The following is an 18,256-nucleotide window of genomic DNA, read 5'->3' on the forward strand; positions in this document are numbered from 1 at the left end:
CTCTGTAATCGGAACACCTTCCGAAGAGATCGGGAACACTTGGCCTTCCTTGGTCATTACAGTGATCTTACGTTGCTCTTTGCAATAAAACGCTCCAACAATACGGCTACCATTCGGTTTCACACGTTTGCCTTCTTTGAACTCGAATGTGGCAAGCCCCTTGCCTCCACGGCTCTGTATAGCATAATCCAGCAGTAATGATCGTTTACCATATCCCAGATCGGACAACACGGCAACTTCACCTTCATCTCCTTCTACCCATAGAGCCGATACAACTTCATCTGTATCTCTTAACTGAATACCACGAACACCACCGGATACACGTCCCATTGGATTGACCTCATCCTCTCGGAAACGAATCGCCATGGCTTCTTTTGTAATCAACATAATATCTTGACCACCTGTACTCAGATGTACAGATAACACTTCATCGTCCTTGCCCACTTTACAAGCCGCAACTGCACCGGAACGTTTGGTAACGTAATCCTTCAGTTCCGTTCGTTTCACCTGTCCTCTTCGTGTGACAAAGACCAGACTGTGATTCGGCTCTTCAAAGGATTTCACAGCAAGCACACTTGCAATACGGTCATCTTTCGCAAGGGGAATCACGTTCACAATGGCTGTGCCCGGGTCTTTCCACTTGAATTCAGGTACCTGATGAACAGGTAACAGGAAATACTGACCTTTCCTCGTAAAGACAAGCAGATTCTCAAGTGTATTTACTTCCAGAACCTGAGCGATATAATCGCCGTCTTTTACTCCACTTCCGCTTCGTTCACCACCAGAACGTGTAAAGGACTGCATGCCTGTACGTTTAACGTATCCCTCTTTGGATAACGTAACAAATACATCTTCCGCATTCACAAGTACTTCGAGATTTACCTTGAGTTCTTCCACTTCACCCTGGATCGTAGAACGACGGTCTATGCCGTACTTCTCACGAATCTCCATCAATTCTTTGCGGATGACTCCGATGAGCTTGCGGTCACTATCCAGAATGGATTGTAGTTGTGCAATCTTTTTCATCAAATCACCGAGTTCCTTCTCCAGAGAATTAATCTCCAGATTCGTCAAACGGTACAATTGCAAAGTAAGGATGGAATCTGCTTGGCGTTCCGTGAATCCAAACATCCACATCAGGTTATTTTGAGCATCTTGACGGTTCTTCGAAGCTTTGATCGCTGCAATGACCTCGTCAAGGATGTTAAGTGCTTTTACCAAGCCCTCGAGCACATGTGCACGGTCTTGCGCCTTCTCCAGCTCAAACCGGGTACGGAATGTTACAACTTCCCGCTGATGGGCAATGTAAGCCTCGAGGATCGACTTCAATCCTAATTGGTGAGGTGCTTTATTCACAATCGCCACCATATTGAAGTTATAGGTGACCTGCAAGTCGGTTTTCTTCAGCAAATAAGCCAAAATACCTTGTGCGTCCGCTTCTTTTTTCAGCTCAACCACGATTCGCAGACCTTCACGTCCACTCTCATCACGCACTTCAGCGATACCTTCAACCTTCTTCTCAAGTCGGATGTTCTCCATTGCTGTAACGAGACGAGACTTCACGACCTGATAAGGGATCTCGGTAATGACGATCTGCTGTTTGCCACCGCGCATGTTTTCAATCTCGGTTTTGGACCGGATATAGATCCGTCCCTTACCTGTGCGATAGGCATCCAGAATGCCGTCACCGCCCATAATCAATCCGCCTGTTGGAAAGTCAGGACCCTTCATAAACATCATGATCTCGTCCAGCTCAATCGACGGTTTCTCCATCACAGCGATCGAAGCATCAATGACTTCACGCAAATTGTGTGGAGGAATCTCCGTTGCAAATCCGGAGGAAATGCCGCTGACGCCATTAACCAGCAAGTTCGGATAACGGGATGGCAATACAACCGGTTCTTTGGCCGTATTATCAAAATTATCCTTAAACAGAACCGTCCGTTTCTCGATATCGCGAAGCATCTCCATCGCGATGGGCGACAAACGGGCCTCCGTATACCGCATTGCCGCTGCCGGGTCATCATCCTGTGATCCCCAGTTACCATGACCGTCCACGAGCATATGGCCCATTTTCCATGGCTGAGCCATCCGCACCATGCCCTCATAGATGGATGAGTCACCATGTGGATGATAATTACCCATTACGTCCCCAACGGTTTTGGCAGACTTGCGGTAAGTCTTGTCAGGCGTATTACCTGAATCGTACATGGCGTACAGAATACGCCGTTGTACTGGCTTCAACCCATCCCGGACATCCGGAATGGCTCGATCCTGAATAATATATTTGGAGTAGCGACCGAAACGGTCCCCAACGACCTCTTCGAGAAAGGCCGGCATAAATTGTTCTGATGGACTCATTCCAAGCACCTTCTATTCTTCGTACTCTGTAAAGTCGACGTTCTCTACAATCCAGCGTTTCCGCGGATCAACCTTATCACCCATGAGTGTAGATACACGACGTTCTGCTTTTGCTGCATCAACAATCTGTACCTTCAGCATCGCACGAGTTTCCGGATTCATTGTGGTCTCCCACAGTTGATCCGGGTTCATTTCACCTAGTCCTTTATAACGTTGAAGCTCAACATTATTACCGAATTCCTTCATATAATTAGCCAGCTCTTCATCCGTCCATGCATATCGAACTGTCGCAAGCTTACCAGACTTACGAGTAAGTTTGTATAATGGCGGCTGAGCAATATATACTTTGCCTGCATCAATTAATGGCTTCATATAACGATAAAAGAAGGTCAACAGCAGCACCTGAATATGTGCGCCGTCCGTATCTGCATCGGTCATAATGATAATTTTGGAATAATTGCTGTCTTCAACTGCAAATTCGGTTCCAATGCCCGCCCCGATCGCCGCTGTAATAGCGCGGTATTCTTCATTTTTGAGAATATCAGCCAGCTTCGATTTTTCCGGATTGAGCGGTTTTCCCTTGAGCGGCAGAATAGCCTGAATCTTCGAGTCACGTCCCTGTTTGGCAGAACCACCTGCGGAATCACCTTCAACAATAAACAACTCATTTCGGGTAAAATCCTTTGATTGCGCCGGCGTTAGTTTGCCGTTCAGGTTGGAACTCTCACTGCGCTTTTTCCCTGTGCGCATATCATCACGTGCTTTGCGAGCTGCTTCTCTGGCTCTGGAGGCTTGAACCGCTTTGCGAATTAACGTTTGAGCTACCTGCGGGTTTTCTTCCAGAAACCTTTGAATATTTTCGGACACGACCGAATCCACTGCACTTCGAGCGGAAGCGCTGCCGAGCTGATCCTTGGTCTGACCTACGAACTCAACATCTGACATTTTGACACTGATGACGGCCATCATACCTTCACGCAGGTCATTACCTTCGAGGTTTTTGTCTTTTTCCTTAATCATGCTGGTACGCCGTGCGTAATCATTCATTACACGGGTATACGCAGCCCTGAATCCGGTCTCATGAGTACCGCCGCCCCGAGTAGGGATCGAGTTCACGAACGAAGCCAGTGTTTCCGTATAACCCGCGTTATATTGGATTGCCACTTCGACTTCAATGTCATCCTTCTCCGCATAGAAGTGAATAACATCATGCAACACATCTTTATTTTCGTTAAGAAAAGCAACAAACTGGCTTGCTCCGCCTTCATACATGTATTCATCCTGATTGCCCGAACGTTCATCCTTGAGCACAATTCTCAGACCCGAATTCAGAAAAGCAATCTCCTGAAGACGCTCTGCCAATGTATCATAATTGAATTGAATGCCGCTCTGGAACACCCGAATATCCGGTTTAAATGTAACTTTTGTTCCTGTCCGATTGGTATTGCCCATCACTTCGAGACCGGAGACCGGTTCACCGACATGTTCAATCCCTTTTTTGTCCTTCCAATACTCGAATCGCTGACGATGAATCTTGCCATCACGGAAAATCTCGACTTCAAGCCACTCAGACAATGCGTTTGTAACTGACGCACCTACACCGTGCAAACCGCCTGATTTTTTGTATCCTGATCCACCGAACTTTCCGCCTGCGTGCAAAATCGTAAACACGACCTGGGGAGTAGGAATCCCTGTTTTATGTATACCTGTCGGAATTCCCCTTCCGTTATCCTGAACCGTAATAGAACCGTCCTTATGCAGCGTGATATCGATTTTGGAGCAGAATTTGGCGAGATGTTCGTCGACAGCGTTATCGACAATTTCCCATACCAAATGATGTAAACCTGAAGTGCTGGTGCTGCCGATGTACATCCCCGGCCGTTTCCGTACCGCTACCAACCCTTCAAGTACTTGAATGTCGTCCGCGTCGTAGCCTGAAGACCCCTGTCCTCCGCCTGTCGAACCTGCCGACATATCGATTTGCTCGACCATTCATGCTCCCCCTTCTTAACTTGCAACTAAAAAAATGCCTAAAATGCAAACAGATGTTTTCTTATCCTTGTCCATTTTAATTCAAGATATCCCGTTTCGTAAAGACAAGGAATGACACAATGAGTGAAGCAATGCCCCAAACACTAAGCACAATAAGGGAAAAACCTAAATTCATACCCTCGATTGGAGGTAATCCGCCAGACAAATAATTCGGAAGTTCGAGGTTAACCATGAACAGATACTTCGCTGTCTGCCAAGATGCTGCCATACTGGTCAAGATTGTTCCTGCAATCAGCGCGGCCATCATGATAACGATACTTGCAGCAGTACTGCGCACAAGCACGGATACCATAAATGCAAGCATAGCCACAATTACACTCACAAACCAGATCAGCCCTGCCTGCATAAGCATATACAGCCACTGGTCTACAGCATGCACTGCCGACATATCGACATCTGTTCCCACAACTTTGAATCCTGTGAAGATTGGCATGTTGAAGCCTTTATAACCAAAGACCGCACCCGATATGACATAACATATAATGTAGGCTGATACCACTATGATTGAAACAAACATAATCAGCGTAATTAATTTACTCAGAAGCACTTTCCAGCGTCTAACCGGACGCGTTAAAAGCATTTTAATCGTACCTGTCGTACGTTCACCGGAAACAAGATCTGAAGCAATAGCCATAATTAACAGTGGAATAAACAATCCAACTGCGTTGTTCATGAACTCCCGCGTAAAGGTAACACCGCCCGGTTCTTTGGGATTGATGTCATTCTCAAGATAATACTGCATCTGCTGGATATATACTGTTCTATATTTTTTGTATTCTTCAGGCACCCGATCGCTACCAAGCGAGTTTTGATTGTCTGTGATGGCCTGTTGCAGTTCAAGACGCCAATCGCCGCCAAACTTGTCACGATTATTCTCCGCAGATTTCATCTGGGCATACGTAAACATCGGTACGAGGACCGCAAGTACAATAAATATAATATAAAGCCGTTTTTTCTTCACCATCTTAATCGTTTCATTGCGAATCAGCGGCATGATATTATTCAATGGATTCACCTTCTGTCATTTTTAAGAATAGTTGTTCAAGCGTAGGCTGAATCCGCTGTACCCCTTCAACCTGTATACCAGCTTGAACCATCTGCTGCACCAGATCAGGAATTCGATCTTCATGCATCTCGGCAACCACAGCGTTGGGACCAAGGCCCGCAACAATGGTATCATCCATCACATCCGCAGGTCTACCTACCAGAGTAATGCCTGCATCCAGTAACATCTTTTTGCCTTGCTCCAGTGGTGAAACGTGCCATATGGCCAACTTGGAATGATCTTCAATCAGTTCGCTTACACCTCCAACGGCAAGCACACGCCCAGCACTGATAATGGCTACTCTGTCACAGAGAAGCTGGATCTCACTTAACAAGTGACTGCTGACAAATACAGCCATACCTTCGCTGGCAAGTTGCTTAATAAAGACACGAAGTTCCTTAATGCCTTTTGGATCAAGGCCATTCGTCGGTTCATCCAGAATGAGCAGACGCGGTCGCCCAAGCAGCGCTTGTGCAATACCGAGCCGTTGACGCATACCCAATGAGTATGTTCTGACTTTATCGTGAATCCGTTGATCCAGACGCACAATATCCACAACTTCCTGAATGCGCTCGTTGTCCACACCTGGTTGCATGCGGGCAAAATGCTCCAGGTTCTCCCACCCTGTCAGATATGTATATACCTCCGGATTTTCAACAATGGAGCCTACATACTTCAAAGCACGCTCAGGGTCCCGATTCACATCATAACCACAGACTTTAATTTTCCCTTCTGTCGGTTTGATCAGATCCACCAGCATCCGTATCGTTGTTGTTTTTCCGGCACCGTTGGGACCGAGAAATCCAAAAATTTCACCCGGTTTCACGTCAAATGTAACGTCCTTAATGATCCACTTGCGTCCAATCCGCTTCTTCAGATGCTGTACAGACAAGACGGAATCATACTGTTGCTCTTCCATTTAATTTCCGCTCCCTTCTGCCGATATATCTGCCTGGAATTCCTGTGCAATCCGAACTGCAATCTGCTCATAACCTTGTCCGTTGGGATGGAAATGATCTGACGAGAGATACTCCCCCAGATGATTTTCAAATAAATCGAATGTAGGGACCAGTGTCATCTTGTCCTCATTGTTCAAAATAGCCAGTGCAGCATCGTTCCATGCAGCAACCACTGCATTACCCGGCTTCTCGAGTTCCTTCACATCTCCAAATGGATTGTACAGCCCTATGTACGCAATCTGTGCATCGGGATTAATTTCTTTGACTTTCTTCAATATCTCTTGAAGGCGCTTTGACGTTTCCGGCAAAGCCGCTGCCAGCTGCTCTGCTGTTGGCGGATCTTCCCCCTGTAGAACTTGTCCTCCCTGGAACAAATCATTTGCACCGATCGAGAGCAAAATAAAATTGGACTGCTGCAGAACGTAACGTACACCTTGCTCATCGAGTTTTTCCAATAAAGCATCTGTTCTCAAACCGTTTACACCCAGATTATTAAGAACCTGAACGTCATATCCTTTATCTTTAAGCAGGTTGCCTGCACGTCTCACAAAACCGAGTCCTTCATCATCCCCCGTGCCTCTTGCCAGGGAATCACCGATGACGGCCATCCGAATCTTGCCATCGTCCACGACAGCCGTTTGCCCATCGTTATTCTTAGGTGGTACAGTTGTCTCCTGGCCTGTAGTCAATGCGGAATCTCCCTCGGGAAAAATCACGTCTTTTATGGCGTATCCAAATCCAAACAACAACAACAAAGTTGCCAAGATGGATACTGTACTGACAGTTCTCCAGATCCAGGGTGCTGAATCCAGGCTTTTTTTCTTTTTCATCATCACATCTCCGCTCATGTACACCAGTCCGGGTGCTTTATCATTTATAATGACTTTACATTAAGGCGTGTCTGGAAATCCGCTTACTTCGGAGTTTTCAGACACGCCCTAATGATGCTATTCCTAAATAACATAAATGTTCTGTCGTTAATTTGCAAACTTTGGCGCTGCATTCGCAGAATTCATTTTTTATATGTCATTTTACGGAAAAAAGGTTATACCATACACAGATTTGAACTGTGTACTGGCATAACCTTGTGGAAAAGAAAATCATACTTTCTTTATTATAAATCGATTACTTACCGATAAACTCTTGTGCCCAGTATCCGTTGTAGAAACCTACACCGATATGCGTAAAGTTTTTGCTCAAAATATTGGCACGGTGACCTTCACTATTCATCCAAGCTGTAACCACTTCCTGTGGTGTTTTTTGTCCTTTGGCAATGTTCTCACCTGCATAGCTGTAAGTTACTCCGAATTGTTTCATCATGTCAAACGGAGAACCATACGTAGGTGACTGGTGATCAAAATAGTTATTGTTACTCATATCTTTTACTTTGGCAACAGCTACTTTGTCCAGAAGTGCATCTGAAGTCAGAGCGTTCAGACCTGCTTTAGCACGCTCAGCGTTCACAAGTTTTACAACTTGAGTAGCAAAGTCAGATTGTGTGCTTTCGCTACCATTATTACTTGTATTGTTACCTGTGTTTGAAGGATCTTTTGCCGGTGTAGTTGCCGGTTTTTCTTCTTGAGCTGGTTGTGCTGGTTTAGTCGGTTGCTCCGGCTTAGTTGTAGGCTCAACAGGTTTTGTTGTTGGTTGAGTTGGTTTTGTTGTCGGCTCAGCAGGTTTCGTCGTTTGATCAGGCTGCGTAGCAGGCTTCTCTACAATTTGCCCCTCGGATACGGTGTATCCATTTTGTTTGAGCCATTTCTCAATATAAGCTTTCAAGCTGTCTGTGCTTGTAATTTTGTACGTTGTGATAGTCTTATATGTTGAATCTGCAGCAGACGCGGAAGCAGGAAGCATTACCCCTACGGCCAGTACGGCTGTCAGACTACTCGTTACGACAGTTTTCATCCATTTCTTTTTCAAATTCATTCATCTCCTTAAGATTAGTTATTACAACTTTGTAATTAATACTCTAGCAGTATATCAATTCAACAGGAGATTGTGAACCTATAAAATATGGAAAAGTAACTTTTTTGTCATTTTTTAGAATGTATCAGATTTAACAAAACCATAAAAAAAAGACATTCGGACTAAAAAAGCTAGTCGAATGTCGCTTCACCATCTATTTATCATTCACCACACCAGAATGTGCAGATCAGGATATCATGAGAATTTCCATGCAATAGAAGAAACTTTATTTATACTATAGAAGAACTTTACTGAACCGATAACCTCTCTTCTGAAAACCAATGTGCTCATAAAAAGAGTACGCTGTTGAAGTCACTTCACGGTTTGCACCCGTGACAAACAGTTGTTTACCACCTTGCTGTCTGCCCCAATCTTCGGCACGAGCCATCAGACGACGGGCAATCCCACCACCACGATGTTCTTGACCTACAATCAGGGAAGTAATTTGTGCGGCAGGTTCTGGATAGGCATGACTTTGCACACATTGCAAGCCAATCACACCAATAATTTGTTCATCCACTTCGGCAACAAGCATGCATGCGTTTGGATTGGTTTCCAAACATTCAATACGTTCTTTCATGACATTGGTTGTTGTCGGATAGCTGACCTCTCGCATCAGTCCCGTTACCGCTTCAGCATCTCGTAGCTCACACTCTCGGATCATCAGTACAGGGGCCTCAACATTATTGGACATGATTTACCTCCACTTTCAGCATATTAGCGGCTTGCACCGCTGTTTTACGAGCTTCTTCCACATCTTGGCCAGCACTTAAGGCTACAGCCATTCGGCGTCCTACTTTGGTCTCAGGTTTGCCAAATACAAGAATCTGAGTACGAGGAAGAGCCAGTGCTTCTTCAATCCCGCCTACAGTAAAGTCAGATGTTTCATCATTAGCCTTCAGCGTTGCTGAAGCTCCCGGTGTCAACAGATGTACACCTGTGACCGGAAAACCAAGAATTGCACGTACATGCAGCGCAAACTCGGAACTGTCTTGCGTCACCATTGTAACCATACCTGTGTCATGTGGACGAGGAGATACCTCGCTGAACACAACACCATCCGATGTGAGGAACAATTCCACTCCAAACAGTCCATACCCGCCAAGTTCATCCGTGACGGATTTGGCAATATGACAAGCTTGCTGCCATTGCTCAGGAGTCATTGCATGAGGCTGCCAGGATTCGACATAATCCCCATCCTTCTGAATATGACCAATCGGAGGACAAAATACGGTGCCTGATACAGACCTAACGGTGAGTAATGTAATCTCACTGTCAAATTGCACAAAGCTCTCCACGATAACACGAACGGATTTGCCACGAGCCCCCAAAAGAGCAATGTTCCAGCAATCCTCCACGTCGTCCGGTGTTCGGCATACACTCTGCCCTTTGCCGGAAGAACTCATCAATGGTTTAATGACACAAGGTGTGCCAAGCTTACGTACGGCTTCCTGAAGTTGTTCCAGGTTGTCCGCAAAAAGGTAATCAGCTGTCGGAAGTTTCAATTGTTCGGCTGCAAGGCGACGGATGCCTTCGCGATCCATCGTTAAACGTGCAGCTCGGGCAGTAGGTACTACACAAAATCCCTCTTCCTCAAGCTCCAGTAAAGCTTCTGTTGCAATAGCTTCAATCTCAGGTACGATGTAATGAGGTTTTTCTTTACGGATCAATTGTTTCAAAGCTTCGGCATCCAGCATGTCGATGCAGTAAGACCGGTGCGCAACCTGCATCGCAGGTGCGTTCTCATAACGATCAACAGCGATCGTTTCTACTCCCAGTCGTTGGGCCTCAATAACGACCTCTTTTCCCAATTCTCCACTGCCTAGTAGCAGCATTTTTTTGGCTTGAGCCGTAAAAGGAGCACCCCACATGTTCTTTCCAATCCTCCCAAAGAGAAATCTTCTATATCTGTCTCTCTATTTTCGGGGTTTTGGTTAAAGATTGCAAGAGTGCTCCCTATTTTTCTTGTGAATTTTACAAGATTTTTTGTGTTTTTTCGATCAAATTTTACAATTACTGCTCACAGATTCGATACTCCTTCCATTCCTCCCATAATTAAGGAAATGTTAAAAGAACAGATTTTAATACTCCAACGAATCGAAATACGCAAACAAATCCCAAGTTTAAAGACTTGGGATTTGTCGATTTTTTTCTCTGAAGATTTCATTATGGGAAGAAACATAAGCCATCTTTGGTGCGTTTGGCGTCATATATTGTTTCGCGCTATTTACAGCTAAAATCGCATCGTTGAAGGCTCCGGCAATAAGTCTGACTTTGCTATCGTGAGTTGCACAATCCCCTGCAGCAAAAACACCCGGCAGACTCGTCTGTGCATGGTGACTCATTAGAACCATTCCATCGTCCATTTCTAAGCCACAACTGGCAAGATCACTTAAATTGCTTTTATATCCATGACTAACTACGACTTCATCCACATCTAACAATACATTTTCCTGACTCTCCATATGCGTAATTACAACCTGATGGATACGTTCACCATGATTATGAAGCCGTGTGATGGTATATGGTGTTCTGACATCCGTTACATTGTTCATCTCGCTAACATTGCGTTCCATTGCACGAAACTCATTTTTTCGGTGGACGACCACTACGCTCCGTGCAAGTTGAGCAAGTTCAATTGCCCAATCTACTGCACTGTTGCCTCCTCCTGAAATGAGCACACGCTTCCCGGAAAAATGTTCTGGATTTTGCACGGTGTAATGAAGATTTTCATACTCACATTGAATCGGCTCCTGAAGCTCCAATTTCTGAATTTCTGCGATACCGCGGCCCACTGCAACAATGATTGTACGCGTATAGTGTATGTCGCCTTCAGCAGTATACAGAGCCAAAATCTCGTTGTCCAGTCGAGCGAACCGATCTACTTTGCAATTCAATTCAACCGTTGGATTAAAGGTATTCGCCTGCTGAACCAGATACTCAATCAACTTTGAACACTTCATTGGTGGCAGGCCACCCACATCCCAAATAGTCTTTTCGGAATAGGTATGCAGAAAACCACCAAGTTGGTCTTTGCCGTCAATGATCTTAACTCTCATATCACGCATCCCGGCATAAAAGGCCGCATATAATCCCGCCGGTCCGCCTCCGACGATGGTTACATCATAGATATCTTCTTCATTCATTTTAAAACACACCTTGTTAATTTAGTTATGAATTCGAGATACATGTAACTTTACCCGTTTGCTTTATTTGTTTTTTGCTTCAAAAGCAGCAACAATATCATCAATGACATATTCATCGGCAAGTGGAGACATTCCCAGATTGAACCATTCCTTGCCACCCACCATATAGACGTGGTCCTGCTTGACTGCTTTCAGATTTTTCCATAACGATGAAGATAACATATCTTCAAATTTCTTTTTAATTTCCGGATTAGTCTCATCATCCAGCTGAACGATCAGATGATCTGCGTCGTATTCAGGCAGTACTTCCAAGGATACGGACATGGCAGTTTGATCTTTCGGGAAATTAGGAAGTGGATTCATTCCCAATCGTTTGTGGACAAAGTTTCCTCGGTCAAGGTTCTCCCCATGAAGGACGATTTCTTTTTCCATCACTCTAATGTAGAGAACAGTCTCCTCACCAATCAGCTTATCCAATTTGGCAGCAGCTACCTTCTCCTTATCCACCAAATCCTGAATCACCTTTTCTGCCTGTTCTTCTTTGTCCAAAATTTTGGCCATATCCCGCAGTTCATCGCGCCAATCATCACGCTGTGGCAAAAGTACGGTAGGTGCAATCAGAGTAAGCTGATCATAGTCCTTTTTGGACCACCAGTCAGGAGCGATAATTAAATCCGGATCTGCCTCCATGAGGGCTTCAAAGTTAGGCGTTCTTCCTATTCCCATTTTCATCGTGTTTGCGAATGGCTCTTGCAAGTAAGAAGGAAAATCCTCATGGTAGTTCTGTACAGCAATGGGTACGATGCCAAGAGAATATAAAAATTCTGGATATACAACGGACAAACCAACTATTTTTTGTGGGTTCACCGGAATTTCAACTTCTCCCATTTCCGTGTTCACTTTTTTCACCTGACTGGCTTCTGTTGTTGAAGAATTGGCGGTACCCGCTTCTTGACCCTCGCTCGAGGATGCTTCGTTGCCTGCTGCACCGCAAGCCGAAATAATGAGCACCAACATCATGGTGCATAGTACCGTTAACCATCTGAATCTCATTCTTTATGTACCCCCTATATGGCATTTAGTTATGACAACGTCTAATTAATAATAATTATCATTATCATTACGATATAGGAGTAGTATAATAAAATATGTTCAGGCATGATATTGACTATTCAGACTTTTTGCTATGGACGATCTTGCCATAACTTTAATATTTCATCCAACATAAGCTCATGGGTAAACGCAGTGTAGTCCAGCAGGACGCTCGACAACAGGATATCCATTCTGCCATTCTGTACCGCTAACAACGCAAGCCATTCTTCAGACTTACGTACAGCAGACCATGTCTGCCTGGATGTCTCATCATCACCCACAATCAGTAATATTCTTTCAACGTTGAGAACAGACAACTCCCTAATGGTTACTGTGCCACGTTCCCAATAAGTCTCAACTCCTTCAGGACCCTCCATTTGCATATCAACGTAAAAAACGGAAGCAATGCTCCTTGGGCCTAACATCTGCAACGCTTCACCATGAACTTTGAGTACAACTAATCTGTCTTTTCGTATGAAATCCTCAAGCTGATTCTTTATGGTCGTTGCCTTCTCTTCATATCTTTGAAGCCATACCTCTGCAATATCCGACCTGTCCAAAAAGCTTGCAACATATCTCAAATGCTCTCTCCAATCTCCTTTTTCCCACGGGAGGTCACACACCGGAGCAATGGATTGAAGCTGTCTTTGCAAATCCTCAGACTCCGTCCCAACAGTAATAATATAATCAGGTTTAACTAATCGAAGCTGTTCCAGCCAGGTGGTCTCACTCTCTGCGAGTGGCATAACTTTGTCCGTTTCATATTTACGTCGGTAATAGTATGTCCACGGATGACTTGCCGGCGCGGCACAGGGAATGATCTGCAATGCAAGCAGTATACCAATGCTCACAGAATGAACTGCAGCAATTTTTTGTTTGCTATTACGTATAAACGCTGCTGGTGGAATGCCAGAGATTTGCTTGAATTTACGCCGGAAATACGTCTCATCCTGATAACCCACGTACGATGCCACATCCTTGAGTCGATAACTGTGATCATTTCTCATTAAGATCTGGGCTTGTTTAATTCGGTATAGAGTCAAATAGTCAACAGGACTGTACCCATACCTTTTCTTGAATAAACGCATGAAATGTCGAGGGCTCATTCGTGCCACATTTGCTAAATCCTCAATGGTTAATCTCTTCGAATAATTCTGCTCCATGTAACCTTTGACATGTTCAATTGGTGAAGCCGGATCCGTCTTTTCGGCACAGGCCACGTCGTAAAACATGGTATACAACAGTTCCTGAAAACGAATCTGACCATAGTACCTTTGCAAACCATCCTTCTTCAACGTGTGGTGGTAAATCATCTGACAGATCACGCCAACAGCAATGGGTGAAGATGAGCTGACCTCGCCATTCACTTCATTACGTAAAAGTTGCTTCATCATTTCAAGGGCTGTTCCACCCTCCTGCTCCAGTGCGTACATGACATCAAAACTCATGTGATACACGCCTCTTTCATCCAACGAATGCACATTTGCCTCAACCAGTTGCCCCGGGAAGCCTACATACAGTCCGCCCGCCTTCAATTCGATGAAACTGCCATCTATCTTTAACCACCCTTGCCCACTGGCTACAAATAATAACATGTATGTTTCAATGAAGTGTTTCCTCAGAAGCCACTCCGTCGCAGGATCACTCGTATAATTCACGTGAAGGAGCCTAAAATTCATATGATCCAGGTGATCCAAATGCTTTGAATTTATTTCGTTGTTGTCCATCTGCATTGATCTCCCTCCAGCCATGAACGATTGTATTGATTTCAGTCTTCAAAAATATAACATACCACACTAACGAATAAAAAAAACACTCCGGCTATCCTCTAACCTGTCTTCAATGAATAAGATGCACTTATTATTGAAGGATCAGGCTATAGAACACCAGAGTGTTATAAATTCATAGGTGTTCAGACGCTTCACAAGCATCCGAAGTTTTCATTTTCATCACAAAAATCTGTATTGAGCTTCTATTAATCCATTATAGACGCCTTGTTTTTGGATCAGCTGCTCATGGTTACCCTCTTCTTTAATTTCACCATGATCCAGGACGATAATGTTATCTGCATTCCGGATAGTTGAGAGACGGTGAGCGACCATAAAGGACGTTCTTCCCTGCAACAGCACCTTCAACGCTTCCTGGATTTTAAGCTCTGTCTCCGTATCAATACTGGCTGTAGCTTCATCCAGAATCAGTATGCGTGGATCAGCAAGCAGCGCACGGGCAAAGGATAACAGTTGTCGCTGTCCCATGGATAATACGTTCCCGCGTTCCTCGACTTCAGTATCATATCCGCCAGGCAGCTTCATGATGAACTCATGTGCATTGACTGCTTTGGCTGCGTCCTCCACCTCTTCATTCGTTGCATCCAGTCGTCCAAATCGAATATTGTCACGAATTGTACCCGAGAAGATGAAGGTATCCTGTAATACAATGCTGATCTGGCTGCGTAAACTCTCTACCGTTACATCCCGCACATCCTGTCCGTCAATGGTGAGACGTCCGCCGGATATATCATAGAAACGACTGATCAGATTGATGATTGTACTTTTACCCGAGCCCGTATGACCAACAAGTGCAATCGATTGTCCCGCAGCCGCCGAGAAGCTGATCCCTTTCAGCGCCTGTCTGCCCTTCTCGTATTCAAACACCACATTTTCGAATGCGATATCTCCTTTAATAGAAGGAAGTGGCTTGGCACCTGGTTTATCCGCAATACTTGGTTTTTCATCCATGAATTCGAAGATACGCTCCGATGATGCCATCGCAACCAGCAACTGATTGTACATCTGTCCCAGACGGTTGATTGGGTCCCAGAAGTTGCCGACATAGTTGGCAAAAGCAACAAGTAATCCCACAGTCAACTGACCTTCCTGAATCAGATAAGCACCAAACCAGAAAAGGATTAATGTACCGAATCCACCGGTAATCTCAATCAGCGGTCCAAAGCCCTGGTTCATCGCTGATGCTCTATCCCATGACTTTTTGCTGGACAGATTCATGTTGTCAAAATACTTCATGTTCTCTTTTTCCTGTGTGTAAGCCTGAGTCACTCGAATCCCCTGAATGGATTCATTCAAGTGGGAGTTAATCCGAGAGTTCTTCATACGCACATCCTGCCAAGCCCGACGGATCAGCACCCGCAGTTTGGTCGAGATGATGAACATGATTGGCACCGTAATGATCACGGCAAGACCCAGTTTCCAGTTAATCAACAGCAAGATCACAATGATCCCGAGCAACTGTACGCAGTCGATCATGACGTTAACTGCACCATTGGTGAACAGATCCTGAAGGGAGTTAATATCATTCGTAACACGAACCAGTACCGAACCTGCCGGTCTTTTGTCAAAAAAGTTAAAGGACAGCTTCTGGATATGCTTGAACAGATCCGAGCGAAGATCATAAATAACGCGCTGTCCGATAATGTTCGTCAGTTTGATCCGGTACGTATTGGCTGCCCATTGAATCAGATACAACACAAATATGGAGCCTGCGATAAGATAAAGCATAGTCATGCTTGGCAACCCCGTTGCCGGTGCGATGGCCCGGTCAATCGCCAGACTGATCAGAAAAGGTACGGACAATTTCGTAATGGTACCCAAGATCATCATTAGAATAACGAGTGGTAACAGTTGTTTTGCATAAGGTTTCATGTATGCAAATAAACGTCCGAACTCTTTCCAGTTAAACGGTTTTTCAATAATTTCATCATCCTGATACACAAATCGTTCATTCAGTTTCTTCTCAGAGGCCACTTTTGCCTCGCGCCTGTCTGCTATCGTTTCGGCACTCATGAATTCACCTGCTCCCCAGCCTCCCGCTTACCGCGGGCAATATAATCTGCATATTGAATTTTATAAACATCCTGGTATGGTCCAGGCACTTCAATGAGTTCGGTATGTTTGCCACGTTGTACCACGCGACCTTCATCGAGCACCAGAATCTCATCTGCATGTCGTAGTGAAGATATCCGGTGTGCAATAATAAATGTCGTTCTGCCGCGCATAACTTCCTGGAAACCGGACTGAATTTCGTGTTCTGTCTCCATGTCCACGGCGCTGGTTGCATCATCTAGTACCAGAATTTTCGGATTTTTCAGCAAAGCCCTTGCGATCGCAATCCGCTGTTTCTGTCCACCCGATAAACCCATACCGCGCTCACCAACCACCGTGTCATATCCATCCGGGAACTCCATAATGAAGTCATGAGCCTTGGCCAGCTTGGCTGCACGGATGATCTCATCCATGGTGACATTCTTAAGCCCGTAGGAAATGTTATTGCGAATGCTGGATGAGAACAGGAATGTTTCCTGGAAGACAGAAGCGATCTGACTCCGCAAACTGCGAATACCTATATCTTTAATGTTTTTGCCATCCAGCTTGATCGTTCCCGAGTTGACGTTATAGGCACGCATCAGAAGCTGAATGATGGTCGATTTACCTGACCCTGTACCCCCGAGGAAACCGATTACAGAACCGGGGGCAGCGTCAAAATTAATATCGGTTACCGCTGGCATTTTGTTGCCGTAGGCAAAGGTAACGGATTCAAATGTCACATGGCCGTTCACCTGGTCTGCCTCCACAATGACCGGATCTTCCGTTTCTTCCACATCCACTGGCGTATTAAGCAGTTCGAGCACCCGTTCACCTGAAGCTTTGGATTGCGTATAGTTGTTGATATGGAACCCAAGGTTCCACATTGGACCGATTATGTACCAGATCAAACTGAAAAAGGCAACGAGTTCACCGAGTGTCAGCGTCTTCTGTATAACCATTCTTCCACCGATTATCAGCAACAGCACGATACTCACCGAAGCAAGAATCTCCATGATCGGAAAATAACGACTCCACAATGTTGCGGCATGAATCTGATTTGTCTTGTAACGTTCATTACGTGTAGAGAATTTCTCTACTTCATAAGGCTCACGTGCAAAGGATTTTACCGTACGTACACCAGTGATATTCTCCTGTACCGCTGTCGTCAATGAGCTGAGCGCCAGCCGCATCTCCTGAAACGCAGGGTGAATTTTGGATTCGAATCTCAGCGCAACGAAGGCAAGTAATGGGATGCATATGAGCGTGAACAGCGTAAGCTGCCAACTCATGGTCATCATCATGATTGCGCCGAATACGACCATCAAAACCATGTTGAGAATCTGGGCGAAACCAAATCCGATAAAGTTACGGATGGCTTCCAAATCTCCCGTGAGGCGGGACATCAGATCACCTGTCTTGGCCGTATCATAATAACGGAAGGATAAAAATTGAAGCTTTTCGTAACATGCGTTACGAAGTCTGTACGCCAGGAAGTTACCCAAGCGTCCTCCAAAAAAGCCGTGTAAAAACTGCATTCCCGCTTTCAAAATAACTACACCTAACACAGTCAAAGCAATGATGGGAACGTCTTCAAAAGTTCGCGGAACAATAATATCATCAATCAGTATCCTCAGCATGTACGGATACACCAACCCAAGTGCGGTCGCTAAGGCGAGGAACAAGATTGATACAAATAAATACGTTCTCTTTTCCCAAAAAAAGGTTTGCAGTTGCCTAAGAACATCCATGTTTCTCCTCCTCTTATGTCGTTCAAAAATACTATGAACATTTATGAAGTTTATCACCGTACCC

The 18,256-nt window shown here is 45.0% G+C and carries 13 protein-coding genes; all 13 read right to left on the reverse strand.

What is annotated here, in order from left to right; all coding sequences use genetic code 11:
- The coding region (gene gyrA, locus AC6CIF_RS22940) for a DNA gyrase subunit A (RefSeq protein ID WP_498201683.1) at nt 1-2,361 on the reverse strand (2,361 nt) is incomplete at its 3' end.
- A gap of 12 nt (nt 2,362-2,373) precedes the next feature.
- On the reverse strand, nt 2,374-4,353 hold the full coding sequence (gene parE / locus AC6CIF_RS22945; protein WP_076209976.1) for a DNA topoisomerase IV subunit B: 1,980 nt from the start codon (nt 4,351-4,353) through the stop codon (nt 2,374-2,376).
- Nucleotides 4,354-4,429: 76 nt separating this feature from the next.
- The gene (locus tag AC6CIF_RS22950) at nt 4,430-5,419 is read right to left on the reverse strand and encodes an ABC transporter permease (RefSeq protein WP_215076064.1); all 990 of its coding nucleotides are present in this window, start codon (nt 5,417-5,419) and stop codon (nt 4,430-4,432) included.
- A complete protein-coding gene (locus tag AC6CIF_RS22955; protein ID WP_498201684.1) occupies nt 5,412-6,377 on the reverse strand; it encodes an ABC transporter ATP-binding protein in 966 nt (321 codons plus the stop codon). Before AC6CIF_RS22955 ends, AC6CIF_RS22950 begins: the two co-directional genes overlap by 8 nt.
- Nucleotides 6,378-7,247, reverse strand: a complete 870-nt coding sequence (locus tag AC6CIF_RS22960; RefSeq protein ID WP_498201685.1) for a GDSL-type esterase/lipase family protein — start codon at nt 7,245-7,247, stop codon at nt 6,378-6,380.
- Between the two features lie 295 nt (nt 7,248-7,542).
- Nucleotides 7,543-8,340 carry a CAP domain-containing protein gene (locus AC6CIF_RS22965; RefSeq protein ID WP_498201686.1) on the reverse strand — a complete coding sequence of 266 codons (798 nt, stop codon included), beginning with the start codon at nt 8,338-8,340 and terminating at the stop codon, nt 7,543-7,545.
- A gap of 280 nt (nt 8,341-8,620) precedes the next feature.
- Nucleotides 8,621-9,079, reverse strand: a complete 459-nt coding sequence (locus AC6CIF_RS22970; protein WP_076209972.1) for a GNAT family N-acetyltransferase — start codon at nt 9,077-9,079, stop codon at nt 8,621-8,623.
- On the reverse strand, nt 9,069-10,256 hold the full coding sequence (gene purT, locus AC6CIF_RS22975) for a formate-dependent phosphoribosylglycinamide formyltransferase (protein ID WP_498201687.1): 1,188 nt from the start codon (nt 10,254-10,256) through the stop codon (nt 9,069-9,071). Before purT ends, AC6CIF_RS22970 begins: the two co-directional genes overlap by 11 nt.
- Nucleotides 10,257-10,508: 252 nt before the next feature.
- Entirely contained in the window at nt 10,509-11,531 is a 1,023-nt protein-coding gene (locus AC6CIF_RS22980) for an NAD(P)/FAD-dependent oxidoreductase (RefSeq protein WP_498201688.1), read from the reverse strand.
- Nucleotides 11,532-11,594: 63 nt separating this feature from the next.
- Nucleotides 11,595-12,584 (reverse strand): ABC transporter substrate-binding protein, encoded by a 990-nt coding sequence (locus AC6CIF_RS22985; protein WP_338706412.1) that lies wholly within the window; start codon nt 12,582-12,584, stop codon nt 11,595-11,597.
- 131 nt (nt 12,585-12,715) lie between these two features.
- Nucleotides 12,716-14,356: an AraC family transcriptional regulator gene (locus tag AC6CIF_RS22990; protein ID WP_076209968.1), complete on the reverse strand. Its 1,641-nt coding sequence runs from the start codon at nt 14,354-14,356 to the stop codon at nt 12,716-12,718.
- A 216-nt stretch (nt 14,357-14,572) separates the two neighbouring features.
- Nucleotides 14,573-16,423: an ABC transporter ATP-binding protein gene (locus tag AC6CIF_RS22995; protein ID WP_036613270.1), complete on the reverse strand. Its 1,851-nt coding sequence runs from the start codon at nt 16,421-16,423 to the stop codon at nt 14,573-14,575.
- Nucleotides 16,420-18,192, reverse strand: a complete 1,773-nt coding sequence (locus tag AC6CIF_RS23000) for an ABC transporter ATP-binding protein (RefSeq protein WP_076209967.1) — start codon at nt 18,190-18,192, stop codon at nt 16,420-16,422. The genes AC6CIF_RS22995 and AC6CIF_RS23000 overlap by 4 nt, the downstream gene beginning before the upstream one ends.
- Nucleotides 18,193-18,256: the final 64 nt, after the last annotated feature.

The sequence above is a fragment of the Paenibacillus sp. GQ49 genome (assembly GCF_059759055.1).